This window comes from Paenibacillus silviterrae, from assembly GCF_030167925.1.
Taxonomy (GTDB): domain Bacteria; phylum Bacillota; class Bacilli; order Paenibacillales; family NBRC-103111; genus Paenibacillus_G; species Paenibacillus_G silviterrae.
Genome location: NZ_JASKUT010000001.1, coordinates 4,518,295 through 4,543,910 on the forward strand (window position 1 = coordinate 4,518,295; position 25,616 = coordinate 4,543,910).

At 52.2% G+C, this 25,616-nt stretch carries 27 protein-coding genes and 2 other annotated features; of the genes, 15 read left to right on the forward strand and 12 right to left on the reverse strand.

The genetic code is table 11. From position 1 onward, the window contains the following. Positions 1-6 precede the first annotated feature (6 nt). Together QMO62_RS20925 and QMO62_RS20930 are read right to left on the reverse strand one after the other, a co-directional pair. Positions 7-1,161: an MFS transporter gene (locus tag QMO62_RS20925; RefSeq protein ID WP_284643920.1), complete on the reverse strand. Its 1,155-nt coding sequence runs from the start codon at positions 1,159-1,161 to the stop codon at positions 7-9. 244 nt (positions 1,162-1,405) lie between these two features. Beyond that, positions 1,406-1,837, reverse strand: a complete 432-nt coding sequence (locus tag QMO62_RS20930) for an NUDIX domain-containing protein (RefSeq protein WP_284643923.1) — start codon at positions 1,835-1,837, stop codon at positions 1,406-1,408. Between the two features lie 244 nt (positions 1,838-2,081). Between QMO62_RS20930 and QMO62_RS20935 the strand changes: the two genes are divergently transcribed. Continuing rightward, complete coding sequence (locus QMO62_RS20935; protein ID WP_284643925.1) at positions 2,082-3,239, forward strand: S-layer homology domain-containing protein; 1,158 nt, start codon at positions 2,082-2,084, stop codon at positions 3,237-3,239. 161 nt (positions 3,240-3,400) lie between these two features. Here QMO62_RS20935 and QMO62_RS20940 read toward each other — a convergent pair whose 3' ends face one another. The 4 genes from QMO62_RS20940 to QMO62_RS33270 all read right to left on the reverse strand — a co-directional run bounded on the left by QMO62_RS20940 (position 3,401) and on the right by QMO62_RS33270 (position 5,607). Continuing rightward, positions 3,401-3,979 carry a DUF4256 domain-containing protein gene (locus QMO62_RS20940; RefSeq protein WP_284643927.1) on the reverse strand — a complete coding sequence of 193 codons (579 nt, stop codon included), beginning with the start codon at positions 3,977-3,979 and terminating at the stop codon, positions 3,401-3,403. Between the two features lie 110 nt (positions 3,980-4,089). Beyond that, on the reverse strand, positions 4,090-5,010 hold the full coding sequence (locus tag QMO62_RS20945) for an RluA family pseudouridine synthase (RefSeq protein ID WP_284643929.1): 921 nt from the start codon (positions 5,008-5,010) through the stop codon (positions 4,090-4,092). 18 nt (positions 5,011-5,028) lie between these two features. After that, positions 5,029-5,358, reverse strand: coding sequence for a hypothetical protein (locus QMO62_RS33265; RefSeq protein WP_348651712.1), 330 nt, complete (start codon positions 5,356-5,358; stop codon positions 5,029-5,031). A gap of 54 nt (positions 5,359-5,412) precedes the next feature. Next, the gene (locus QMO62_RS33270) at positions 5,413-5,607 is read right to left on the reverse strand and encodes a hypothetical protein (protein WP_348651713.1); all 195 of its coding nucleotides are present in this window, start codon (positions 5,605-5,607) and stop codon (positions 5,413-5,415) included. Between the two features lie 425 nt (positions 5,608-6,032). Between QMO62_RS33270 and QMO62_RS20955 the strand changes: the two genes are divergently transcribed. Together QMO62_RS20955 and QMO62_RS20960 are read left to right on the forward strand one after the other, a co-directional pair. After that, on the forward strand, positions 6,033-6,257 hold the full coding sequence (locus QMO62_RS20955; protein WP_284643931.1) for a hypothetical protein: 225 nt from the start codon (positions 6,033-6,035) through the stop codon (positions 6,255-6,257). Positions 6,258-6,369: 112 nt separating this feature from the next. Next, complete coding sequence (locus QMO62_RS20960; protein ID WP_284643933.1) at positions 6,370-8,139, forward strand: B12-binding domain-containing radical SAM protein; 1,770 nt, start codon at positions 6,370-6,372, stop codon at positions 8,137-8,139. A gap of 64 nt (positions 8,140-8,203) precedes the next feature. Here the strand turns inward: QMO62_RS20960 and QMO62_RS20965 are convergent, their stop codons facing one another. The 4 genes from QMO62_RS20965 to mnmL all read right to left on the reverse strand — a co-directional run bounded on the left by QMO62_RS20965 (position 8,204) and on the right by mnmL (position 11,585). Further along, the gene (locus tag QMO62_RS20965; protein WP_284643935.1) at positions 8,204-9,169 is read right to left on the reverse strand and encodes a type I phosphomannose isomerase catalytic subunit; all 966 of its coding nucleotides are present in this window, start codon (positions 9,167-9,169) and stop codon (positions 8,204-8,206) included. Positions 9,170-9,238: 69 nt separating this feature from the next. After that, positions 9,239-9,811: a tRNA 5-(aminomethyl)-2-thiouridylate-methyltransferase MnmM gene (gene mnmM, locus QMO62_RS20970; protein WP_284643937.1), complete on the reverse strand. Its 573-nt coding sequence runs from the start codon at positions 9,809-9,811 to the stop codon at positions 9,239-9,241. Positions 9,812-9,999: 188 nt separating this feature from the next. Further along, on the reverse strand, positions 10,000-10,188 hold the full coding sequence (locus QMO62_RS20975; protein WP_284643939.1) for a hypothetical protein: 189 nt from the start codon (positions 10,186-10,188) through the stop codon (positions 10,000-10,002). Between the two features lie 446 nt (positions 10,189-10,634). Further along, positions 10,635-11,585 carry a tRNA modification radical SAM protein MnmL/YtqA gene (mnmL, locus tag QMO62_RS20980; protein ID WP_284643941.1) on the reverse strand — a complete coding sequence of 317 codons (951 nt, stop codon included), beginning with the start codon at positions 11,583-11,585 and terminating at the stop codon, positions 10,635-10,637. 195 nt (positions 11,586-11,780) lie between these two features. Between mnmL and QMO62_RS20985 the strand changes: the two genes are divergently transcribed. From QMO62_RS20985 to trmB, 3 genes are all read left to right on the forward strand, one after another. Continuing rightward, positions 11,781-12,401 (forward strand): WGxxGxxG-CTERM domain-containing protein, encoded by a 621-nt coding sequence (locus tag QMO62_RS20985; RefSeq protein ID WP_284643943.1) that lies wholly within the window; start codon positions 11,781-11,783, stop codon positions 12,399-12,401. Between the two features lie 23 nt (positions 12,402-12,424). Next, a complete protein-coding gene (locus QMO62_RS20990; RefSeq protein ID WP_284643945.1) occupies positions 12,425-12,619 on the forward strand; it encodes a hypothetical protein in 195 nt (64 codons plus the stop codon). Between the two features lie 101 nt (positions 12,620-12,720). Continuing rightward, positions 12,721-13,467 carry a tRNA (guanosine(46)-N7)-methyltransferase TrmB gene (trmB, locus tag QMO62_RS20995; RefSeq protein WP_284643947.1) on the forward strand — a complete coding sequence of 249 codons (747 nt, stop codon included), beginning with the start codon at positions 12,721-12,723 and terminating at the stop codon, positions 13,465-13,467. A 37-nt stretch (positions 13,468-13,504) separates the two neighbouring features. Here trmB and QMO62_RS21000 read toward each other — a convergent pair whose 3' ends face one another. After that, the gene (locus tag QMO62_RS21000) at positions 13,505-14,638 is read right to left on the reverse strand and encodes an MGDG synthase family glycosyltransferase (protein ID WP_284643948.1); all 1,134 of its coding nucleotides are present in this window, start codon (positions 14,636-14,638) and stop codon (positions 13,505-13,507) included. A gap of 58 nt (positions 14,639-14,696) precedes the next feature. Further along, positions 14,697-15,224, reverse strand: coding sequence for a phosphatase PAP2 family protein (locus tag QMO62_RS21005; RefSeq protein WP_284643949.1), 528 nt, complete (start codon positions 15,222-15,224; stop codon positions 14,697-14,699). 208 nt (positions 15,225-15,432) lie between these two features. On the opposite strand from QMO62_RS21005, the gene QMO62_RS21010 reads away from it, so the two are divergent. The 9 genes from QMO62_RS21010 to leuA all read left to right on the forward strand — a co-directional run bounded on the left by QMO62_RS21010 (position 15,433) and on the right by leuA (position 25,530). Then, complete coding sequence (locus QMO62_RS21010) at positions 15,433-16,605, forward strand: glycosyltransferase family 4 protein (RefSeq protein ID WP_284643950.1); 1,173 nt, start codon at positions 15,433-15,435, stop codon at positions 16,603-16,605. Positions 16,606-16,888: 283 nt separating this feature from the next. Beyond that, entirely contained in the window at positions 16,889-18,124 is a 1,236-nt protein-coding gene (locus tag QMO62_RS21015; RefSeq protein WP_284643953.1) for a glycosyltransferase family 2 protein, read from the forward strand. 43 nt (positions 18,125-18,167) lie between these two features. Next, positions 18,168-18,327, forward strand: a sequence feature (ribosomal protein L20 leader region). Between the two features lie 35 nt (positions 18,328-18,362). Further along, the gene (gene infC, locus QMO62_RS21020; protein WP_284643954.1) at positions 18,363-18,860 is read left to right on the forward strand and encodes a translation initiation factor IF-3; all 498 of its coding nucleotides are present in this window, start codon (positions 18,363-18,365) and stop codon (positions 18,858-18,860) included. 28 nt (positions 18,861-18,888) lie between these two features. Continuing rightward, entirely contained in the window at positions 18,889-19,089 is a 201-nt protein-coding gene (gene rpmI / locus QMO62_RS21025; protein WP_284643956.1) for a 50S ribosomal protein L35, read from the forward strand. 65 nt (positions 19,090-19,154) lie between these two features. Further along, positions 19,155-19,514, forward strand: a complete 360-nt coding sequence (gene rplT / locus QMO62_RS21030; protein WP_284643959.1) for a 50S ribosomal protein L20 — start codon at positions 19,155-19,157, stop codon at positions 19,512-19,514. Positions 19,515-20,050: 536 nt separating this feature from the next. After that, complete coding sequence (gene ilvB, locus QMO62_RS21035) at positions 20,051-21,790, forward strand: biosynthetic-type acetolactate synthase large subunit (RefSeq protein ID WP_284643961.1); 1,740 nt, start codon at positions 20,051-20,053, stop codon at positions 21,788-21,790. After that, entirely contained in the window at positions 21,787-22,278 is a 492-nt protein-coding gene (gene ilvN / locus QMO62_RS21040; RefSeq protein WP_284643963.1) for an acetolactate synthase small subunit, read from the forward strand. Before ilvB ends, ilvN begins: the two co-directional genes overlap by 4 nt. Positions 22,279-22,431: 153 nt before the next feature. Further along, on the forward strand, positions 22,432-23,424 hold the full coding sequence (gene ilvC / locus QMO62_RS21045; protein ID WP_284643964.1) for a ketol-acid reductoisomerase: 993 nt from the start codon (positions 22,432-22,434) through the stop codon (positions 23,422-23,424). Positions 23,425-23,529: 105 nt separating this feature from the next. Then, positions 23,530-23,791, forward strand: a binding site (T-box leader). A gap of 71 nt (positions 23,792-23,862) precedes the next feature. After that, positions 23,863-25,530 (forward strand): 2-isopropylmalate synthase, encoded by a 1,668-nt coding sequence (gene leuA / locus QMO62_RS21050; RefSeq protein ID WP_284643966.1) that lies wholly within the window; start codon positions 23,863-23,865, stop codon positions 25,528-25,530. Positions 25,531-25,616 lie beyond the last annotated feature (86 nt).

The following is a 25,616-nucleotide window of genomic DNA, read 5'->3' on the forward strand; positions in this document are numbered from 1 at the left end:
TCAGCGTTAGGGCCCGAGTACAGAGCGCTTCTCCGATAATTTTTGTCTGGCAAGGGCTGTAAACACGACTGCCGAAACCGCAACTGACGCTGCACAAACGATGAACAAGGCGGCGTATCCGGTGTATTGGGAAACCCAGCCCAGCAAGATGGCACCGAGTCCGATCCCAAGATCGAATGCTGTCAGGAACGATGCGTTGGCCACGCCCTTCTTATCCTGGGGAGCCAAACGGAGATTCGCCGCTTGAAGAGCCGGCTGTGCGGAGCCCATACCGATACCGAACAGTACGGCGGAGACCAGAAGCCCACCCAGCCCGCTAGAGAAGCTCAATACAAGCAAGGAAGAGACGGTAACCGCAAGGGCTGGGACAATGATATAGGCTTCACCGAGCCGATCGGACAGCTTGCCCGCGAAGGGTCTTGTGAGCGTAAGCGCCACGGCGTAGACCAGAAAGAAGGTACCGGGATTGACCTGAATCGAATCTGCGAACAGCGGAAGGAAGGTCGTGATCCCGCCGTAAGCGATCGTCAGGAAAAAAAGCGACGTTGTGACAGGCAATACGGATTTTTCGAATAGTACAATACGCCGGATCTCGGTTTGCGGTTGAGCAGGGAGTTTCGTTGTAAATACAAGCAATAGGGCTACTACAGATAGACCGGCCGCCAAAATAAAAAGGCTGTGGAACGATCCCTTCTGTACAACCCATATGCCAAGCATCGGGCCGATGGCCATCGCGATGGTCATCGCCATGCCGAACCATCCCATACCTTCCCCGCGACGGGCTATAGGAATAATATCGGTAACCGAAGTGCTGACGGCTGTGGTAGAGAAAGCCCAGCTTGCGCCGTGAAGCACCCGCAAGGCAAGAAGGAGGGCAATGCCGCCGATCCAGTTATATAAATACATCGAGAGGACAAAGAAGACCAGTCCCCAGACCATGAACGGCCGTCTGCCATACCGGTCCAGCAAGCCCCCGACAACAGGGCGAAAGATGACCGCAGTCAGAGTGAAGGCTCCTGCAGCCAGACCGACCTGAGATTCGTTGCCGCCCAGCTCTTTAATAAAGAGCGGCATCGTGGGCAGCAGCAAATAAAAGCCGGTGAATAAGACAAGCATGCCTAACGTCATCTGAACAAAGGATTTCGTCCATAATCGTTCCATACGCTTACACCTCCATGGGCTGTCTGAAATGCTTCTTACTCTTCCTTGTTTCGAATGCGGTCGAATTCCGATTCCCAAATAAAACTACCTACAAACCATCGGTTTATGGGTGTACGAAAGTATATGTATTTGGATCTTTCACTGGAATATTGCTCGGACCTGCACGGACCTATCCGAAGAAGCCGGGAAGAGGGAACCCGAGAGGGAAACTTGGATCCACCGGATGCGTCAGGGGATCACTTTGTCAGCTTAGCTGCCTTCTGGCTAACGCGGCTCTTCTGATGCTTTCTTTGGTCCACGGAGGAGCCGTGGGATGGTTCATGATCTCCTCGCTGGTCATCCAGTGGACGGCTTCCACCTCATCGGGACTCTTGCAGTGGGCTGTACCTTGGTTGTACTCGCAGAGGAAGACCACATTGATTACGCTAGATCCATCGTCCGTCACGAATGAGGAGCTATACACGAAAGTAACTGTATCCTTGATTTCAATGCCGACCTCTTCAGACAGCTCTCGTTTTATCGTTCGCTCCAGGATGTCAGCCGAATTTCCTTCGGCATCTACCTTTCCTCCTGCCAGTGACAGAGTCCCCCCTGCGTGTTCTTCTTTCATGCTTCGTGTAATCACGAGCCATTGATCGTTCCGGCAGACGGCGCCTTCCACGTTTACGATGAACATGATGGATTTTTGGCCTCCATTCCAAGTAGAAAGTCATCCATTTTATGGTACCTTAAATATGCATTCATGGGAAGCGGGTGTATGGTGGCAAAGACTCGTTCTTCCATATTATTAATGCAGCTGCAGCCTTTATCTGATACAATAGTCCTACTGGGATTTTGTCGAATTTTGAACTGAGTGCTTCACATCCTGACACCACAGAAAAAGGAGTTTGTCATCTTTGAAAAAGCTGATATTAACTTGCATGAGCTTCATTATTTGGTTCGCCGCCTGGGTCTCGCCTGCCCATGCTGGATTCAAAGATGTGGACAGTGCCCCTGAATATTCCTGGGCCAAGCCGTCCGTTGACGAGATGCAACGGAGAGGCATTCTGACTGGATTTCCCGACGGCACCTTTCGGCCCGGCGAACCCGTAACCAAAGCCGAGTTTACGGTCATGGTATATCGCCTCTTTCCTTTGCTCCGCAGCCCTGAGCCCGCTGCTATTTCAGGCGTGCCGGAGAACCATTGGGCGAGTCGAGAATTTGCCGAGCTGTACAGCACCATCTGGCCTATTTATGCGGCGGATGAGCAAAATTTTTATAACGAAAGCTATACCTACATACCGGAGAAGCAGCTGTCCCGCTGGGAGGTACTAATGACATTGGACGCTCTGTTCAGCGTCATGAGGGGACCTTCAATCGCAGATTTGACTACATCGGATACATTGAAGCAACTGGAAAGGATAAAGGACGTTTCGTGGAACCGTTTCACTTCGTACGAGGAAGTTGAGAAAACCACCCAGAACCTGTCCCTTATGAAGCCGAAACTTGCATTGATTCAGGAGGGGACCGGGTTTGAATGGGCTGGAGATCTGGATTACGTCAAGGCTGAAGCCCTCTACCGTTATATGAAGCTCGGAGTCATCACACCGGATGCACAAGGTTTCTTTTATCCGGACAGGCTTGTCACGCGGGCGGAGGCCGCCACAATTCTGAATCGGATGGTAGCGGCGGCAGGGGAGGATTATGCTTATGTGAAACAGGAGCAGCCTCTATCCGGTGCGTATCTTTCCCCTGGAGGGGGGACAGGCGTCGGAGCGAACTTGTTTTACACGGAACCCGATCAAACGATCATTTTGAGAGAAGCGCCCTCCTGGTATCGGGAACCGGGGAAGGTCCTGACGAAGGTAGCCATTCAGGTGGAATCGGAGCAAATCATGGACGTCTTTGTGACCATGAATGGACAGACCACCAAGTACACCTATGAGCAATTGCTGAACGGCACTGATAAGATCGCCCTGGATGTGACGGGCGTGAAGAGCTTTCATGTCCAAGGCAAAGCCCGTTATCCGGAAAAGCTGCAAGAGACCGGCAACAATGAAGCGATGATCTATGTCATGGATCCGGAAATGGAAAAATAACGGATCGGAGCAGCCATTAGGCTGCTCTTTTTTAATTTGGCTTGACAAATCGAAAGAACCCAAGCATATCCATGCTTGAGCTCAACCGTATTAGGCAAATGCAGAACCATCCCACTGCCTGTTTCATCCGAAACCTGCGGGGTAGGCTCCTCGCCCCAATTTTAGACCCTTAGCGAGCCGCGGAACCCTCTAGCAGCATAGTAGGATTCAGCTCCGTTGTGGTATACGAAGACCGTGTCGTAGCGACGATCACAAAAGATGGCCCCGCCGAGTTTTCTAATATTAGCGGGTGTTGTCACCCAGCTTGAAGTTTTCAAATCGAAATTTCCAAGTTTCTGCAACTCACGGTATTGTTCTTCTGTTAAAAGCTCGATGCCCATAGCAGCTGCCATATCGATCGCATTATTTTGCGGTTTATGTTCCTTCCTTGACTCCAGCGCTTCACGGTCGTAACAAATACTTCTGCGCCCTTTAGGGCTTTCCGCGGAACAATCGTAAAAAATATATTCGTCCGTCTTCGCGTCATGACCAATAACATCCGGTTCACCGCCGGTTCTCTCCATTTCATAGAGTGACCACAGTTTTTCAGGATGCGCTTCGAGCTTTGCTTGTAGGTTTGCCCATTCAAGACCTTGATGGCGATTCATGTGTTTCTCATAACGGGCTTTTAGCGTTTGGAGTAGTTCTTCACGTTGTTCCGGCAATAACTCCTTACTATTGCTAATATCACTCTTTGTCATGTTAATTTCTCCTTTCAAAATATGCTACTTTCTAGTGAGCAAGGAACAGCACTCCACATGTGACGCATGTGGAGGAAACATGTACGCCCAAACCATAGTTGGACATTGATTTAGCCGGATGACGGTCGAAAAGGGTTCAGAAATGATTTGGGAATGTCCGTTTCAAAACGCAAAAGGTCACCTTTAATAGGATGTATAAAAGCTAACACTCGAGCGTGGAGTCCAAGTCGGTTAATTGCATTTGACTTCGAACCGTATTTTTTATCGCCTACAATGGGATGTCCTATGTCTTGCATGTGGACTCGTATTTGATTTTTTCGTCCGGTTTCGAGATGGACCTCCAGTAAGGTGAAGTTTCTATTGGACTGAATGATTTTGTAATGAGTCACAGCGTGTTGACCGTCATTCGGGTGAGGACTGGAGTACATTTTCAGCGTGCTGCTTTCTTTTAACCAAGAAGAAATTGTGCCTTCCGGTTTCTTTACCGCACCTTCAACCAATGCCACATATGTACGCTCTTTCACGGAATCCTGCCAGGAGTTCTGCATTAATTGCTGAACCCTCTCGCTTTTGGCGAACATCATCACGCCGGAAGTATCTCGGTCCAGGCGGTGAACAACAAAAATCCTGCCGCCAGGTTCTTTACTTCGAACATGAGTCATCAGCTGCCGAAAGGCTGTCATTTCATTTTCTTGGGGAGAAGCAATCGATAGCAAACCGGCATTCTTGTGAATGACAATGATGTCCTCGTCCTCATGCAAGATGGTTAACCCGGTGAGCAGCGGCTCTTCAATAACCTTATCCTTTCGAATAGTAATCGTTTGACCGGGTTCAAGTTGATAATTGTATTCCGTCACGACCTTGTCGTTAACCGATACTTGTCCGCGGGCTAATATGGACTTAACAGAATTGCGGCCTAGCTTGGATAGTTTATGCAATAAAAAAGCCAGCAGCTCCGACGGTTCTTTAACAGTATAGTGACTTGTATTGGAACGGCTGGCTTTCGTATGGCTTCTTGTATTTTTATACATTATGAAGGACCTCCTGCTTCAACTGATTAATGAACAACAAACCACATGGCTCGTCTGCGGAAACATATCCACCGGCTGAATCCACTCAAGGCGGAAGCCGCCGTCCAGCAGCACCTTGCAGTCCTTCGCCAGCGTAGACGGGTTACACGATACGTACACGAGCCGCTCAGGCCTAACCGTGATCACGGCGTCGAGCAGCGGACGCTCGCACCCGGTGCGCGGCGGGTCCACGACGACGACTTCGGGCCCGCAGCTGGGCGGGATAGGACATATGCTGCAGCTGGCAGCCGCCGCAGCTCTCATAGACAGGGCAGGGCGGCTTGACCCGATCCGGCGACTTTTTCTCAATGTCGACCAGCTTGGCTGTGAGGAAGCTGGGCTCCACCTTGGTGACGGTAGCCTTCACCACTTCTTCAGGCAAAGCGCCGTCAATGAACGCGGCCTGCGCTTGTAATAGCCGACGCCTTCTCCGTTAATGCCGATCCGCTTAATGGTGACGACATTCCGGTCGCCCGCCTTCACGTCCTCTGCCGTCCCAAGCGAGGGGAGCGGTCGTGAGGCTCCATTATTCCTACCATGTGGCATTACTTTATTCATCAAGGATACGCTCCGTTTCTTACCCGATAGTCGTTCATTTGGATAAAAGCTGCTTCAACAGGCCGGTTAGCGTGTAATAAGGAATCGTGGCTCGAGCCCGCCGGCCCCATCCGAAAGGACGTTCACGGCGCGTCATCGGCGTCAAGCATCATCCATTACACTTCTGCCCGTGGATAGCAAGCCTACCTATTACTATACCACAGCGACCCCTTCAAGCCGAAACGGGCTAACACATGCCGACTTTCCAAAGTAGATCATTCGAACAAACACATATTTTTCACAAATATCGGTAAAACTATATCCAAATCTGAATACAGTATGTATCGGGGAATTTTTAACGGTACGTTTATATTCCTCTAATCTTGTCTTCATATTTAGCGTGTAAGATAGGGGACAGGATAAAACAAACGAAAGGATGTACGATAATGATACTGTACCAAATGGCGAAACGATTGGAGCAGCGCAATCAGCTGAAGGAGACGATCGGCCGGACCGAAGGGAACGTCGAGGAGCTTCTGACACAGAAAGAGCAGGTCGAGGAACAGCTGCAGTCGCAAGCGAATGTATGGACGGAAGAAGGGCAGGACGCTTTTACGCTATCCGCACTAACTCCCGAGATCGACGGAACGCAAACCACTTATACATGGTAGATGGGAAAATGGGATCGAACTTCGGATTCCATTTTCTTTTTTTGTAATCGTGCAGGTTTCCGTGTAGAATTGAGGGATAAATCCACTTGATATAAAGGAATTGCATACCCTTATGAACATCGTTCTATCCACGTTAAACGCCAAATATATTCATATGTCGCTCGCGCTTCGCTATTTGAAATCGTTTGCCGAGAAGGACTTCCCGAGCATTGCTATCGCCGAGTATACGATCAAGGACCCGGCCATGAACATCGTATCGGACCTTTACCAACGAAAGCCGGATGTGATCGGCTTCTCCTGTTATATCTGGAACATTGAAGAGACCATCGTCGTGATCGGAATGCTTCGCAAAATTATGCCGAACGTAACGATCGTACTCGGCGGGCCGGAGGTTTCGTACGATACGGACTATTGGATGAACCGTCTGCCCGAGGTGGATTTCATTGTAATGGGGGAGGGGGAGGAAACCTTCCACCACCTGCTCACGGAGCTCCAAGGAGACAAGGCGTACTACAGCGTCTTCGGGCTTGCTTACCGGAGCAAGAAGGATGGCAGTGTCGTGCTGAACGCACCGCGGCCGAAGCTTCAGCTGGATGACATTCCGTCGCCTCATCGATTTGCCGAGGACGTGCCTAGCCTGGCAAGCCGTGTCGTGTACTTCGAGACGAGCCGAGGCTGTCCGTTCAGCTGTCAATTTTGCCTTTCTTCTATAGAAGTGGGTGTGCGGTATTTCGACATGGAACGGACGAAGAGCGATCTTCTGTATTTGATCGACTCCGGAGCGAAGCTGATTAAGTTCGTTGATCGCACCTTCAATATCAAGCGTGACTATGCGATGGAAATTTTCGAATTCCTGATCCGGAACCATCGCGGCTGCGTGTTCCAGTTCGAGATTACGGCGGATATTATGCGCCCCGAGGTGCTGGACTACTTGGCTGAAAATGCGCCTCCAGGAGTGTTCCGCTTCGAAATCGGCGTGCAGTCGACGAATGATCTCACCAACAGCCTGGTGAAGCGAAGACAAAACTTCTCCAAATTGACACGGACGGTCATGAAGGTGAAGGAAAGCGGCAAGATCGATCAGCATTTGGACCTTATTGCCGGACTGCCGGAGGAGGATTACTACAGCTTCCGCAAAACGTTCAACGACGTATTCGCTTTGCGGCCGGAGGAGCTGCAGCTCGGCTTTCTGAAGATGCTTCGCGGTACCGGCATGAGGCATGATGCGGAGAAATACGGCTACATTTATATGGACCATGCGCCCTACGAAATTTTGGGTAACGACATCCTTCCTTTCTCGGATCTGGTAAGAATCAAGCGGGTGGAGGATGTGCTGGAGAAGTATTGGAATGCGCACCGGATGGATCATACGGTGGAGTATTTGATCACGCGGGAATTTGCTTCGCCCTTCGATTTCTTTCAAGAGTTCGGGGATTATTGGGAAGCGCAGGGCTGGCAGAAGATCGGGCATCAGCTGGAGGATCTTTTCACGCGATTGCTCGCGTTCCTGCAGGATCGGGGAACGGAGCGAATGGATGTGGTTGAAGGGCTCATGAAGCTCGATTACTTCCAGAATCACAAGTACAAGCCGCGGAAAATCTGGTGGGATTTCACTCTCGACAAGGCACAGCAGTTAGCTTACATGCGGCTGCTGGCGGAGCATCCGGAACAGGCGGCAGGCGGTTTCGCTGAGCTGCGGATCAGCGAGAAGGACCTTCACAAGCATGTCATGGTGGAGGTTGTGCCATTCGATCTTGCGCGCTATTTATCCTCGGGTGAGCTAGAGCCGGGCAAGCCGCAGCTGCTCATTGCTTATTTCCCGCCGGACGGGGCGGCAAAAGCCCAAGCCTACGCGATGGATGCAGATGCAGCAGTAGTATAATAAAAACACCGTACCTGGAAAACGCTGCAGCTCAGCGCCAGGTACGGTGTTTTTGCGTTGTGGTTTACGGTAAGTAGCTGCGGAGTACGGTCATGCTTCCCTGCAGCGTGTAATCACCCAGGTTGGCGGGGATCAGATAACAGTCGCCCGGATTGACGGACACTTCGCCGCCGTCCCAACGGATCGCTCCCGTACCGTCGCAAATGATATGAATCAGGAAGCTCTCGGGTGTCGTCTGCAGGCTCCAGGAGCCCTCCACATGCCCTTTCTCCGTAACGAAGAATGGCGTGTCCGCCAAGGTCAGCCAGCTGTTGTCCTGGGACAAGTCCGTCTTCATATAAGTAGCTCCGGAGCCCTCATAGGCCGTTACATTAAGCGAGTCCTCCACGTGCAGCTCACGGGGCTTGCCGTCCAGGCCTAGACGGTTATAGTCGTACACACGATAGGTTGTGTCGGAGTTCTGCTGGATCTCGGCGACCAAAACACCTGCACCCAGAGCATGAACCGTACCCGCCGGAATATAGAAGGAGTCTCCGGCAGCGACTGAAATTTCATTCAGGCAGTCCATGATGCGATTCTCCTCGATCGCCTGCGCAAGCGATTCGCGGGTCACGCCGTCCTTCAGGCCGTAAATGATCTTTGCGCCCGGCTTGGCATCCAGAATATACCACATTTCGGTTTTGCCCAGCTCGCCCGTCTGGAGTCGCTCATAATCGTCATTCGGGTGCACCTGCACCGACAAATCGTCATTGCAATCCAGCAGCTTAATCAGCAGCGGAAAGCGTCCGTTCTTCTTGGAGAAGCCCTTGCTTCCGAAGAAAGCCTCGCCATATTGCTCGCGGATTTGGTCCAGACCGAGGCCGGCAAGCTCGCCGTTCATGACAGAGGTGGTTCCGTTCGGATGGTCTCCGATCATCCAGCCTTCGCCGATATGGCCTTCCGGCAGGTCGAATCCGAATTGCTCCAAAGCCCGGCCGCCCCAGACACGTTCTTTAAATTCCGGCTTGAATTGTAAAGGATATGGTTTCAACTCTCTGCTCCCTGCTTTCTCTATTTGGTAAAAGAACCCTTGATGCTATCTGGATTATAGCTTATCTAGCTATCTCTTTTCTATAGCGATGACATAGGGAGGGTGATTTTTTTGGTTAAGAAAACGGTATTGCAGCACTTGAAATTCCTTCTGAGGAAGCGCCGCAGCCCAAGCCTCGACCGCCTCTGCCTCCTCCATGCCGCCCGGATGACCCGTGTACAGCACGATCGTGATGACCCCGCCGCGGCGAAGCAGCTGAGCGGAGGCATCAAGCGCAGGAAGGGTGGAGGAGGCCGTAGTTATGACGGCATGGTCCTGTCCCGGCAGGTAGCCGAGGTTGTACATGACCGCGGCTACCTTGCCGTGCTGCTCTTGCGGCACGCGCTCAAGCAGCTCCGCGTGGCTGCATAAGTGCAGCCGGACATCGCTGTCCGGCTGTTCTGCTGCGAGGCGCCGAGCGGTTTGCTCCAGCGCCTGGGATTGAATGTCGAAGGCGTGCACGACGCCTGCGGAACCGGCCAGGCGGGACAGGAAGACGGTGTCGACTCCGTTCCCTGCGGTAGCGTCGATGACGATTTCGCCCGGCTGCACACGCACCTCGATCAGTTGATGGGCAAAGCTAAGAATGGATACGAAGCCCACGATGTCTCTAGTCCTTCCGTATATAAGATTCAGAGGAAATAACGAACTTTGAAGGTAAAGGGAAATCAGATAATATAAGCAAAATAAGTCCGTGAAAATCCGTTATTCGTGCGAAATAGGAGCAAGTGTAAGGAATAAGATGCTGAAAGTCCGCTAATTACTTCTGCCATAGGTTCCGAGCGCTTACGTTACTTCCCAGCGCCCGCCCGCGGGACGTCATGCAGCTCTCCTTGACCTGTGCCTGCGCTTACCGTCTCGCCGGGTACTCCCGCCGGCTCCGCCGTCGCCTTCGGCGGCGTCAGCGGCTCGCTCGGCGCTGTCGTGGCCGGCTCGCTCGCCTTGGCGGGCTCCGACGCCGCCTTCGCCGGCTCTTGCACCGGCTGCGCGGCCGGCTTTGGCGTCGGCTGCGTCGGCGGCGGCACCGCGGCCACCGGCGATTGAGCCGGCGCCGTGGGTGCTGCCGCCGGCCCGCCGCTTGCCGCGCTGCCGCCGGCTCCGCCAGCGCCTGCATCCACGCCCGCATTGGCGCTCGCCGCCGCCCCCGGGCTCACCGCGCCGCCCGGCGTGCTAGCGCCGGACTCCGCCTTCGGGGGCGTCGCCAGCTCGCCTACCGCGGGCGCAGTCACCGCCGGCTTGGCCGGCTCCGGCGCCTTCTCGCCGCATGCGGCCAAGGCCAGCACCGCTGTGCCGAGCACAATCCCCGCATACCAAGTTACATTTTTTCTCATGGGCTATCCCCTCTATTCCTCAATCAGTAGATGTCTGTATCCTGGGAAATGAAGCTACCCAATATATCGGCTCCCTTACCGCAGAAATGAACCCTCTAAGGCCGGTAAAGCTTTCCCTGCCAAGTATCGCGGCTTCGCAGCTCGTGATCGAACGCGTTCAGCACTTCCCATTTTTTCAGACTCCACATCGGTCCGATCAATAAATCTCTGGGAGCATCCCCGGTAAGCCGGTGTACGATCATGTCCGGAGGCAGAATCTCCAAAGTGTCGACAACCAGCTTTACATACTCATCCTTTTCCAGAAACCGCAGCAGTCCGGCTTCATATTGCTTGACCATAGGCGTTTTGCGCATCAGGTGGAGAAGATGGATTTTGATTCCTTGCACATCCATTTTGGCTACAGCTCGCCCAGTCTCCAGCATCATTTCATGGCTTTCTTGCGGAAGTCCGTAAATAATATGGGAACATACCCGAATGCCATGCTTGCGTAATCTTCTTACCGCATCCAGGTAACAGTCGGTGTCATGTGCGCGATTGATCAGCTCTGAGGTGCTTTCGTGAATCGTCTGAAGTCCCAGCTCTACCCATAAATAGGTGCGCTGGTTCAGCTCGGCTAAATATTCCACCACGTCATCCGGCAAGCAATCCGGGCGAGTCGCAATGGAAAGTCCCACCACACCCGGCTGCTGCAAAATCACTTCATAGTACTCCCGCAGCTCCTCCACCGGAGCATACGTGTTGGTATAGGCTTGAAAATATCCTATATATTTGGCTTCCGGCCATTTTTTGTGCTGAAGGTCCCGGATGTTGTTGAACTGTGTTACCAGGTCATCCCTGCGGCTGCCGGCAAAATCCCCCGACCCTCGTGCGCTGCAGAACGTGCAGCCTCCGATGGCGATATTACCGTCCCGGTTCGGACAAGTAAATCCGGCATCGAGCATGACTTTGAATACCTTCGTGCCGAACTGCTGCCTCATTTCATAATTCCATGTATGAAAACGCTTGTCCCCCCATAACCGGGGAGACGTCGTTGCTTCCGGCTTCATGATGCGTTCCTCTCCTCGAACAAAGTTTCCTTCATTAATGTATCCGCCTCTATTGTACCGAATCCGCGCCCGAATTGCGAACCATTCCCAGAGCTTCACATGCCCCTGTATCTTCCACAGGATAAGAACCTGCTTCCGAGTCCATGCTATGTTTGCAACAACAAATCAAGCACTTTTGAAGGGAGAAGACAATCGATGAACAAGTTTAACAAGACCGTTCTGGCGTTGGCTTTGACTGCTTCTTTGGGCTTTGGCGGACAGGCGTTTGCTGAAACTTCCGGAACAGGAGCCGCTGGTACTTCCACGAATGGAACGCATACGACCAGCACTTCTTCCGGTACCTACGGTGCAGGAATGACTACGGGCGACTACGGTAATGTAGGTACTACCACCGGTACCTATGGTACTACCGGAACCACCGGTACTACTACCGGAACAACTGGTACTACCGGTACAGCTACAGGAACTACTGGTACTACCGGTACAACTACGGGAACTACCGGTACGACCGGTACAACAGGTGCCGGTACAACAGGCACAGGCATTGGCGCAGGGATCGCTAACATGGGCCACACTGTGCGCAATTACAGCGATAATATGATGGATCGCATGAGCACTCATAGAGCCGCCAATGATACTACTAGCACAGGCTATGGGCATACCGGCAACTACAATACGGGTACCTACCGCACAACAGCGGCAACAACCACCAACAACAGAACGGGTTGGGGTTGGTTGGGTCTTCTGGGTCTGCTGGGCTTGGCTGGTATGCGCAGCCGTAACCGGGACCGCGACTTCAATACTAACAACCGCTAACCTTTCGGAAGGGGATGAATGGCATGAGGATCCCCCAAGGGAACGAAAAGCTGACCATCGAGCTTTCTCTCAAGGAAGCGATGGCGTTAGCCAGCGGCGTACGATTTCATGAGCAGCCGGGTCTGCTTGCTGAAGCGAAGCGTAAGCTTCGCTCCCAGATGGAGCAGCTTCTGCTGCCGGAATCGGATAAGCTGCACTACCAGCTGATCGAAGCGTAATGGGAAAGTCCGGTTAACTGCCGCTCCATGGCGGTTAACCGGTCTTTTATTTCTCCTGAATTAAGGGTATAATCCCTTTGTACAGAAGGAGGCTGCAAGACATGCGGTTACGCGGGAGAAAAGGAATTATAGAAGCGCTCGAGGCACAGCCGGAGCTGGTCGTACTCGATGCGGCACAATATAAAGGGCGATGGGCCGAGGTGTTCGGCAATGAACGTCCGATTCATGTGGAGCTCGGCATGGGCAAGGGACGTTTCATCAGCCAGCTGAGCGCGCTCAATCCGCAAATTAATTACATAGGCGTAGACATGTACGATGAGCTTGTCCGCCGGGCTTCGGAGAAGGCGGCTCAGTCCCGTGAGGAGCATGGCGGGGATTTGTCCAATCTGAAGCTGGCTCGGTTTAACATCGAGACCATTGAGAATATGTTTGCCCCGGGTGAACTGGAACGAGTGTATCTGAACTTTAGTGATCCTTGGCCGAAGAAGCGGCATGCCCGCCGGAGGCTGACCCATCATGCTTTCGTGACGAAATACATGACGATGCTGAATGCGCGCGGCGAGATTCATTTTAAAACAGATTCAAGGTCTTTATTCGAATTCTCTTTGAATTCCTTCGCCGATATGGGACTTCGGATGCGGAACATTTCTCTTGACCTTCATGCCGAAGGAGCGCGTACGGATCTCATAATGACGGAATATGAGACAAAGTTTCACGAGAGAGGCATGCCGATTCATCGTGTCGAGGTAGTGATCGGTGAGCAGGCGCTTGCCGAGCATCTGCAGGCGGTAAAACAATCCATGATGAATGAACCGAAGCCGGAAGAGACCGACACCGACACCGAGTAATAGTAAAAACCTTCGAGCAGGACCTGGTAACAGAGTCCTACACGAAGGTTTTTTGCATGGTCAGCATTTCCATAATGGCCTGAGAGCAGTCCTTGACTTGAGGCTTGCTTTGGCGCTCGGTCAGCATAGCTCTGCGCTGAAGCAGCTCGGGATACCGCATGAGCAGCAACTCGAACCAATGATCGATCGTTTCGGCAGAGGTGATCTGCTGTCCGAATCCGTGCTGAGTGAAGTACTGCAGGTTTTCTTCTTCCTGACCGGGAATCGGTTTGTAGAAAAGCATCGGAATTCCTTTGGCCAGTCCTTCCGTGCAGGTCATTCCGCCAGGCTTCGTAATGAGCAGATCGGATACATCCATCCATTTATCGATTTCATTCGTAAAGCCGAGGAGTCGAATATTGTCGTGCTGAAAACGTGGGTCCTCCGACATCGTATCAAGAGCCTTCTCATTACTGCCTAGGCAGATGATCAGCTGGATCCGGTTTCTCCACCTGGTCAAGTAAGGCAGGAAATCCTCGTCCTTCACCAGACCCCAGCCGCCGCCCATGACAAGCACCGTAGGCATCGGCTTCAGCCGGAAACGAACCCGAAGCTCCTCCCGGTTGTTCTGCTCGAGAAAATTCGGGTGAACGGGAATGCCCGTGACCTCGATGGATTCCTCCGGTACGCCTCGGCTGAGCAGCTTTTCCTTTACAGCGGGGGTCGACACGAGGTATTTATTCACTTCAGGGCTCACCCAGGTACCGTGGGCATCATAGTCCGTAATGACGGTACATAACGGAATATTCAAACCGAAGCGCTTAAGCCGTGAGATCACCACATTCGGAAACGGATGCGTACAGACGATCGTATCCGGCTGCAGCTGATGAATGATCTCCGCTGTTTGTGCGTAGAAAATTCGGTGCAATGCCAGCTGCGTGAAGCGGTTGAGCGATTTTTTATATTGGGAACGATACACCATACCGTAAAGCTTGGGCTGGGTTGTGACGGTTTTCCTGTAGGCGGTGAAGATCCATGGAGCGATCGTAGGATGAAGGAATGAGCCTAGCTCCAGTACGCGGGTCTGAACCTCGGGTGATTGCTGGCGCAGGCGAACGGAAAGCGCGTGTGCGGCCTGAGTGTGGCCGGCACCGAAGCCTTCGGATAATAACAGAACCCTCTTTTTCCGCATGTGCGTCTCACCATACCTTGTACCGAGTGGAATTTACACCATTTTAACATTACTGCTTTTACCCGAAAAATGCAACGGTTCCCAGCGCGGTTACGGTGCCGATGAATGCCCCCGCCATACAGTCCGAAGGATAGTGCAGTCCCAGATAAATGCGCGATAGCCCAACCAGGGAAGCCAAGGGAAGCAGGGCGGTTGCGGCCCAAGGACTTAAGAACATGAAGGGAAGCGCGACCGAAAATACGGCCGTGGTATGCCCCGAAGGGAAGGAGTGGTCGGTTAGCGGGTTCTTGCAGGTATTCGTATCGGGTAGAACAAGATAAGGACGAAGCCGCGGATATTTCCTCTTCATGATGGCGACGGGGATATGGCTTGCCGCCAGGGCGATGCAGCTCTGAATTCCCGCCAGCCTCCAGCTGCCCTGGGCGAATATGGCGAAGCAGAGCGCGATCATGATGGAGGCCGTAGCACCGCCCAAATGGGTCAGCGTGCCGAACAAGCGGTCTAGGATGCCGTGCTGCATCCGCTGGTTCACCCAGCAGAACATACGGCGCTCGCGAGCCTGCAGCCAAGTAACCATTCTGCTCAAGGCTTAAGCCCTCCTTGTAATGGATATCTTCGTTGCTTATTTCATCATATCAGCCGATTGTTAACGCAGTATCATCCGGATATCAAATCTGAAGCTCCGGCATTTTTCACATAGCCATAACTCTCGGTTAACACTCACTTGGTAAGATGATCCTGATACGATACGTATTTGGGGCTGTCCCGTTTCAAATTCCCTTGAGGAGGTTATTATGAGAGTAGCCATCTTCACAGACACGTTCCTGCCGGATATTAACGGTGTGGCGAAAACGCTTGGGCGATGGGTGGACTATTTGGAATCGCGCGGAGTGGAGTGCAAGGTATTCGCACCGCAAAGCCAGTCTCCCGAGAATACGGACCGACAAACAGTGGAAAGGTTTTACAGTATTCCCTTTCTATTGTATCCGGAGTGCAGAATGGCCATTCTAAGCCCGATCAATCTAAGAAGGACATTGAAGGCTTTTGCACCCGATCTCATTCATGTAGCCACTCCCTTTAACCTAGGACTCTTGGGCTTGTTCTATGCCAAGAGAAATCACATTCCCCTCGTAGCCTCCTACCATACTCATTTCGATCAATATTTATCCTATTATAAGCTGCAGTGGATGGAGCCCATGCTTTGGCGATATATGCTGTGGTTTCATCAAGAATGTCGAAAAATTTATGTGCCTTCCAGATCAACCCAGGAGCATCTTTTGGACAAGGGTCTGCATAATCTGGAAATATGGTCGCGCGGTGTGGAGGTGAACCTATTCCATCCGTTCGTGGATCGCCGAAAGGTTCTCGCCGAATGCAACATTGATCCGAGTCATTTCGTCTTGTTATATGTTGGAAGGTTGGCCCCGGAGAAAAGCATCGACGTTTTGCTAGCTGCTTTCGACGGTTTATGCGATGACATACGTACCCGCTCGCATTTGATCATTGCAGGTGACGGCCCTCTGCTCAAGCCGCTCCAGGAGCAGTATGCGGACCGCAAGGACGTTACGTTTACCGGATTTAAGATGGGCAAGGAGTTAAGTGAGCTGTACGCGGCGGCGGATGCCTTCGTCTTTCCGTCGGCAACCGAGACCTTCGGCAATGTGGTGCTGGAGGCAATGGCTTCGGGAACGGCAGTGATCGGGGCCGCGGCAGGCGGAGTGAAGGACAACATCGAGCACGGCCGCACGGGACTGTTATGTCCGCCGGGAGAGCCGGAAGCATTTACACGGGCGATGCAGGTGTTGTATTCCGATCCGCTCTATCGCTTGGAGCTGGCAAGAGAGGGCCGAAGCTACAGCCTTGGCCAATCCTGGGAGCACATCTTCAGCCGCTTGTACGAGAGCTACATGGATGTAGTCTCGGAGGCGAGGGGCAATTATGGATTTTTTTCGAACACCCGCTTATAAAATGATTGAAAAACGATGAAAATAAGAGGTAAAAGGTTGGTTGGCGAAGCGTCTGACCGGAAACCTCATGCTTTTTCGCCAGAACTACAGAATCGACCCTCATTAGCGGTTCAAGGGTGTTTGACAAAAGAGCGTAAAGAGAGGAAAATCATATTCGGCGACCCGCGAAAAACCAATTCAATCCAACGAATAGTCTTACACGATGATGGATTCGAGGCATTTAGAGAGAGACGCAAATACAAGCGAGTAAAAAGGGTACGTACAAAAAAGGGGGATGTTTGTAATGCTGGACAGTATTCTGTTAGGCATCCAGATCGTCTTAGCTGTCATTGGAGCCTATCAGCTGTTGCTGACGTTTTTCGGTTGGTACCGCCGCAAGAATAAACAGCGCCATGCGCCGCAAAAGTCATTTGCCGTGCTGGTAGCCGCTCACAATGAGGAGCAAGTGGTTGGAGCCCTGATTGAGAACCTGAAAACACTGGATTACCCGAAGGAGCTTTACGATATATTCGTCATTTGTGACAACTGCACGGACGGAACGGCGCAAATTGCAAGGGACCACGGCGTATACGCCATGGAACGCAGCAATCCGAAGCTGCGCGGCAAAGGCTACGCTATCGAATGGATGCTCAAGGAGCTCTGGAAGATGGAGCGCCAGTATGATGCGATCGTCATGTTCGATGCCGATAACCTCGTGAGCCCGGATTATCTGACGCACATGAACGACGATCTGTGCAACGGCTCCAAGGTCATTCAAGCCTACCTGGATACGAAGAACCCGCACGACTCTTGGATTACGGCCGCATATGCAACCACTTACTGGTACTGCAACCGCTTGTGGCAGCTGCCTCGGACGAACCTGGGCCTTGCGAACTTCCTTGGAGGCACAGGGATGTGCTTCGATACCAACCTGCTGAAGGAAATGGGCTGGGGCGCAACGAGCCTCGTCGAAGACCTGGAGTTTACCATGCGCTGCGTGCAGCGCGGTGTGAATCCGATTTTTAACTACGATGCGAGAGTGTACGACGAGAAGCCGCTGACCTTCAAGGCTTCCGCCCGCCAGCGTCTGCGCTGGATGCAGGGCCACTTCGACGTAGCCCGCCGCTACTTCTTCCCGCTGCTGTGGCAGGGAATCAAGGAAGGCAACTGGGCGAAGATCGACTCCGCCGTCTATGCGGCGAACGTATATAACCTGTTCATCGGCTCGATCCTGACCATCGTCCTTTGGATTGACCAGCTGCTTCCCGGCGTACCGACCTTCACATCGCTTTATGCGTTCATGCCGGCCGCATTCGCGCTGTTTACAGTCGCAACGTATGCGCAGTTCCCGCTTGCGATGATGATTGAGAAGGCTCCGCTGAAGTCTTACCTGTACATCATCACGTATCCGATCTTCCTGTTGTCTTGGTGGCCTATTACGTTTTATGCGTTCTTCACACAAAACAACAAGCAGTGGAGCCATACGCAGCATACCCGGGTCATTCGCCTCGAGGATATGCAGAGCAAGCAGGCAAGCTAGTACTAGTTGACTTGGGCAATTGTAAGTGATATACTGTTTTAGTGCGAAAAAGTAGAAGCGCCCGCTTCTCACCTGACCGACCTAGGTTGGCTGGTTCATGATCTTGAGTGACCTTATTGGAGATAAGCTGTATGTGCAGCTCTATCATTCACTTGAAACCAAACGGACGTGGGCGATTTACGCCTACGTCCTTTTTTGTACAATCCTTTGGAGGTGGCAGGTTATTAGTACAGAGCACATGATTAACGATGAAATTCGGGCGAAGGAAGTTCGTTTGATCGGTTCGGACGGCGAGCAGTTAGGTATCAAGCCGATTCGTGAAGCGATGCAATTGGCGCTGGATGCGAATATGGATTTGGTTAACGTAGCTCCAACGGCGAAGCCGCCAGTCTGCCGAATCATGGATTACGGGAAGTACCGCTACGAGATGCAGAAGAAAGATAAGGAAGCCCGTAAGAACCAGAAGGTCGTCGAAATGAAAGAAGTTCGCCTGAGCGCAACGATCGATGAACACGATTTTCAAACGAAGCTGCGCAACGTCGTGAAATTTTTGAACGATGGAGACAAAGTGAAGCTGTCGGTTCGTTTCCGCGGCCGGGAAATTGCCCACGCCGAGATCGGACAACGCCAGCTGGAGCGCATGGCAACGGAGGTAGAGGAGCTGTCCGTGATTGAACGGAAGCCGAAGCTCGAGGGCCGTAGCATGATCATGATTTTGTCGCCGAAACCGCAATAAATCACATCTCTTAAGGAGGAAAACCCAAATGCCAAAAATGAAAACTCACAGCAGCTTGAAAGACCGTCTGAAAATCACAGGTACCGGTAAAGTAAAACGCTACAAAGCATACAAAAACCACCTGCTGTCCGGTAAATCCGCTCGTCAAAAGCGCGTGCTCGGCACAAACCCGGTAATGGCTGAAGGCGATGTAAAGCGTCTGAAGCAGCAAATTTCCCTGCTTAAGTAATTTTCGCACGTTCTGATTGACCCGTATATATACTTAAACATTAACTATCTGGAGGTAGATTTCACATGGCAAGAGTGAAAGGCGGCTTTATCCGCACACGTCGTCGTAAGAAAATCCTGAAGCTTGCAAAAGGTTATTTCGGTTCCAAACATAGATTATTTAAAACAGCTAAAGAACAAGTAATGAAGTCCTTGATGTACGCATACCGTGACCGCCGTCAGAAGAAGCGTGACTTCCGCAAATTGTGGATCGTTCGTATCAACGCGGCTGCTCGCCAAAACGGTCTGTCCTACAGCAAGCTGATGCACGGCCTGAAGCTGGCTGGCATCGAAGTAAACCGTAAGATGCTGGCTGACCTGGCGGTTAACGACATCAACTCGTTCAACCAACTGGCTACTGCAGCGAAGGAAAAAGTAAACGCGTAAGACGCGTTTGTATAGAAAAGATCGCAGTACGCCGGCTTCGGCGGATTGCGATCTTTTTTTGTTCGACGCTGGAAGGACTTTGGCTCCAGGACCCGGGGACTTGCAACGTCGGTATTGACTAAACCTCCGAATAAGCATATAATAGCTAAAAAAGTACAACTGCTGACAATAGCTGTGAAGAGGAAAAAGTAATAAGGGCTCTTATGTTCAGAGAGCAGCGGACCTGCTGAAACCGTCGCCTTAATCCCTTATTTGCGAAGTCGCCTCCGAGCTGTTTTCCTGAAAGTGTTGCTGCTCTCGCAGCAAAAGCGACTAGGGAGAATCGGACTGGCACACGTTACCGTGCCTAAGGTAAAGAGAAGCGCCACTACATTGCGGCACTTTACCTGCTAAGGCTATTTGTTGTGAGACAGATGGCAAACCATGGGTGGTACCACGGAGGATTCGAACCCCTTTCGTCCCGGCAGATGCGTTTATGCGCGTCGGGATGAGAGGGGTTTTTTGGTTTTTATTTTTTGAAGAGGAGGAGAAAGAAGATGATCGTTCAAACCACACAGAAGTCGAAGGAGCAGCTGCGTCAGGAGCTGCTGAAGCCGGATGTCGTAACAGGGTCGGAAGCGTTGCTGCGTAGCTTATTGCTGGAGGATGTTGATTGCGTCTTCGGATATCCGGGCGGGGCGGTTTTATATATTTATGATGCAATGCACGGCAATCCGGATTTTAACCACTTGCTGACTCGTCACGAGCAGGGCGCGATTCACGCGGCGGACGGCTATGCCCGTTCCACAGGAAAGGTCGGCGTATGTATCGCCACATCCGGTCCGGGAGCGACCAACCTCGTTACGGGGATCGCTACGGCTTACATGGATTCGGTGCCGTTGGTTGTTATCACAGGAAACGTAGCTACGACGGTGATCGGAACGGATGCCTTCCAGGAGGCGGACATTACCGGCATCACGATGCCGATTACGAAGCACAGCTACCTGGTGCGCGACGTGAAGGACCTGCCACGTATCATGAAAGAGGCGTTCCACATTGCGTCGACAGGACGTAAAGGTCCGGTATTGGTCGATATTCCGAAGGATGTATCCAATGCGCAAATGGAATTCTACTACCCGGAGAAGGTAGACATTCGCGGTTATAAGCCGACGGTGCAGCCGAACAAGCTGCAGGTCGACAAGATGCTGGAGGCCATTGCCGCAGCGGAGCGTCCGGTCATTCTGGCCGGCGGCGGCGTGGTGTATGCAGATGCGGCGAAGGAGCTTATCGAGTTCGTGGAGAAGACACGCATTCCGGTAACGACGACATTGCTCGGCTTGGGCGGCTTCCCTAGCGCGAATGAGCTGTGGATGGGGATGCCGGGAATGCACGGAACGTACACGGCGAACCATGCGCTGCAGAAGTGCGACCTGCTCATCGGGATCGGCGCGCGCTTCGACGATCGCGTGACGATGAAGGTGAACGGCTTTGCGCCTCATGCGAAGATCGTTCATATCGATATTGACCCGGCTGAGGTAGGCAAGATTGTCGAAACCTCGATCCCGGTTGTCGGCGATATCAAGGAAGTGCTGCAGCAGGCGAACCAGAGGGCGAAGCCGGCGAAATCCGAGAAATGGATTGAGTGGGTGCTCGAGACGAAGAAGAACAACCCGCTGACGTATGTGGATTCCGATACGGAGCTGAAGCCGCAATACGTGATCGAGATGATTCATGAGACAACGAACGGCGATGCGATCGTTACGACGGACGTAGGCCAGCATCAGATGTGGACGGCGCAGTACTACAAGTTCAACAACCCTCGCTCCTGGATCACCTCCGGCGGCTTGGGCACCATGGGCTTCGGCTTCCCGTCCGCGATCGGCGCACAGGTTGCAAATCCGGACCGTATGGTCGTATCGGTCAACGGTGACGGCGGGATGCAGATGTGTTCGCAGGAGCTGGCTATCTGCGCCATCAACAAGATTCCGGTGAAGATCGTGGTAATCAACAACCAGGTGCTCGGTATGGTTCGCCAGTGGCAGGAGATCATTTATGACAACCGCTACAGCCACATTGACCTGGCCGGCAGCCCGGACTTCGTGAAGCTCGCAGAGGCTTACGGCGTGAAAGGACTTCGCGCAACCAACAAGGACGAAGCTAGAGCCGCTTGGCAGGAAGCAATGAACACCGATGGACCGGTACTCGTGGAATTCGTCGTCCGCAAGGGAGAGAACGTGTATCCGATGGTTACACAAGGCTCGACGATAGACCAAATGATATTGGGGGACTCGGAATGATTCGCAAACATACCATTTCCGTATTAGTGAACAACCAGCCCGGCGTTCTGCAGCGCGTATCCGGCTTGTTCGGACGCCGCGGCTTCAATATCGAGAGCATTACGGTGGGAGAATCCGAAGAGCAAGGACTCTCCCGGATGGTTATCGTCACTACGGGCGATGACCAGACGCTGGAGCAAATCTCGAAGCAGCTGTATAAGCTGATCGACGTAATCAAGGTCGTTGACCTTAGCGCCAATCCGATGGTGGCCCGCGAGCTTGCCTTGATCAAGGTTACTGCAGAGCCGGCGGCACGTCCGGAGATCCTGGGCGTCGTCGAAACCTTCCGCGCGGCTGTTGTCGATATCGGACCGTCCTCGCTGATCGTTCAGGTCGTAGGGGACTCCGAGAAAATCGATGCGATGGTCGAGCTGCTGAAGCCTTACGGCATTCGGGAGCTGTCCCGTACAGGCGTAACGGCAATGGTTCGCGGCATGTCTGCGAAATAAACATTTCAACTGAAGGCAAAGTGTAGTAAAATGGTTCCTGTGTGCGGGGGTTCAAGCGGATAACGCTTTAACGCGACGCGGCGACTCTAGTCCGTGTTGTCCGGCTGAACACCCGCATACAGGGTTCTAAATTAAAGGAGGAGCTATAATACCATGGCTGTAACATTGTTTTATGAGAAGGATGCTGACTTAAACGTACTGAAGGGCAAAACCATCGCAATTATCGGCTACGGAAGCCAAGGCCACGCACAAGCGCAAAACCTGCGTGACAGCGGTCTGAAAGTAGTTATCGGTCTTCGTCAAGGCCGTTCCTTTGAGCAAGCGAAAAACGACGGTTTCGAAGTATTCAGCGTAGCGGAAGCTACGAAGCTGGCTGATGTGGTGCAAATCCTGATGCCGGACGAAACCCAAGCGTCGGTATATAAGAACGAAATCGAACCGAACCTGAAGCAAGGCGCAACGATCCTGTTCTCCCACGGCTTCAACGTTCACTTCGGTCAAATCAACCCGTCTTCGGACAAGAACGTATTGCTGGTAGCTCCTAAGTCCCCAGGCCACATGGTTCGCCGTGTATATGTTGAAGGCTTCGGCGTACCTGGTCTGATTGCGATCCACCAAGATGCTGACGGACAAGCTAAAGCTATCGGTTTGGCTTATGCGAAGGGTATCGGCTGTACTCGTGCGGGCGTTATCGAAACAACGTTCCGTGAAGAGACAGAAACCGATCTGTTCGGTGAGCAAGCGGTTCTTTGCGGCGGTGCTTCCGCACTGGTTAAAGCAGGCTTCGAAACATTGGTTGAAGCAGGCTATGCTCCTGAGATGGCTTACTTCGAGTGCTTGCACGAGCTGAAGCTGATCGTTGACCTGATGTATGAGGGCGGTCTCGCAACAATGAGACACTCCATCTCCAACACAGCTGAGTACGGTGACTATGTAACAGGTCCTCGCATCATTACAGAAGAAACGAAGAAGGCTATGAAGGAAGTTCTTTCCGACATCCAACAAGGTAAATTCGCTCGCGACTTCATCTTGGAGAACCAATCCGGCCGTGCGTTCCTTACTGCGACTCGCCGTCTGGAATCCGAGCATCCGATCGAGCAAGTCGGTTCCCAGCTGCGTGAACTGATGCACTGGATCAAGAAGTAATAGGTGTTTACATAAGGTACGGTCTCTTTCGGGCCGTGCCTTTTTTGTTTTTCTAAGGAGATGCTTGATATTATGGCTCGCGTGTTATACAATACGTAATAATATGAAAATACGTTGAAGAGGAATAGTAAGGTTTCCCAAGCGTTAAGAGAGCTGTTGGTTGGTGCGAAACAGTCGTGGAGGAGATCTGAACTCGCCTTAGAGTTGCCCGCTGAACGAACAAGTAGGTGGAGCCGGAGCCTGACCGTTATCATCAGGAGGATAGTAGGCTTGTCCGTTAGGCCAGCCCTTATCCGCTAAGTGCATGCTGTCAAAGGCATGAATTGGAGTGGTACCGCGTAAGATGTCACAGTCTTTCGTCTCTGTTTAGGGAGATGAAAGGCTTTTTTTGCGTTCCAGCAGGACGCTACAGGATATGGAAGAGAGGAAGGGAAACCCATGAAAAACGCAGAGAAATATGCTAGAGGGTATTTTATGCCGCCGAAGCAAAGCTTGAAGTGGACCCAAAAGGAATATATTACCGAGGCGCCTACTTGGTGCAGCGTCGACCTTCGTGACGGAAATCAGGCGTTAATCGTTCCGATGAATCTGGAGGAAAAGCTGGAGTACTTCCAGCTGCTCGTAGACATCGGATTCAAGGAGATTGAAGTAGGATTTCCGGCAGCGTCGGAAACGGAGTTCACCTTCCTGCGCACATTGATCGAGCAGAATTTGATCCCGGATGACGTCACGATCCAGGTGCTTACCCAATCGCGGGAGCACATTATCCGCAAAACCTTCGAATCGCTGAGAGGAGCCAAAAAGGCCGTAGTGCACTTGTACAATTCGACCTCCGTGGCGCAGCGGGAGCAGGTTTTCCGCAAATCGAAGGAAGAAATTATCGATATAGCCGTTACCGGAGCGAAGTTGCTGAAGGCCTGTGCGGAAGAGACCGAAGGGAACTTCCAATTCCAATATTCACCGGAGAGCTTCACCGGTACGGAAGTGGAATTTTCACTCGAAATTTGCAATCGGGTACTGGATGTTTGGCAGCCGACTGCTGACAACAAGGTGATTATCAACCTTCCGGCTACCGTATCCATGTCCATGCCGCACGTCTATGCAAGCCAAATTGAATATATGAGCGAGCATCTGAATTATCGCGAGAACGTCATCGTTTCGCTCCATCCGCACAACGACAGAGGTACAGGGGTTGCCGATGCGGAGCTGGGCATGCTCGCGGGAGGACAGCGGGTGGAAGGAACCTTGTTTGGTAACGGGGAAAGAACAGGGAATGTCGACATCATTACGCTGGCGTTGAACATGTACTCGCACGGAGTGGATCCGAAGCTGAATTTCGAGAACATCCCGGGCATCCTCGCCGTATACGAACGGTTGACCAAAATGAGAGTAAGCGAACGACACCCTTACGGCGGCGAGCTCGTATTCACCGCTTTCTCCGGCTCGCATCAGGATGCGATTGCCAAGGGAATGAAGTGGCGCGAGGAGCAGGAGCGCGAGTATTGGTCAGTGCCTTACCTGCCTATCGATCCGAAGGATATCGGCAGAGAGTATGAAGGGGATATTATCCGAATTAACAGTCAGTCCGGTAAGGGCGGAATTGGATACGTGCTGCAGCTGAAGTATGGACTGGATCTTCCCCCGAAAATGCGCGAGCATTTCGGATACTGTGTGAAAAACGTATCGGACCAACAGCAGAAAGAACTGCTGCCGGATGAAATTTACGACATTTTCCAAAAGGAATATGTAAATATCAAAACGCCGGTTGAGTTCGTCAAATACCGTTTTACCGACGATGATGATTTCCAAACCGTAGTTACCATCCGGACGGGCAATGAAGTCAAAGAAATTACGGGAACGGGTAACGGAAGACTGGATGCGATCAGCAATGCGCTTCAGACACATCTTGGTTTGGATTACTCCGATTTATCCTATAAGGAGCATGCTCTGGAAACAGGGTCCAAATCCCAGGCGGTTTCTTATATCGGCATCAAGGCTTCGAACGGCAGCGTACATTGGGGCTGCGGCATCGATGTGGATATCATGACCTCATCTGTCAAAGCGCTGTTCAGTGCCGTCAACCAAATGAGCAAGAACGAGAAATAAAGTGTAAACCGAACCGCCTTCGGCAGAAGGCGGTTTTCTTTGTTTCTATGGTAGAATGGTGTTACACAATTGGAGGAGGAATCGGT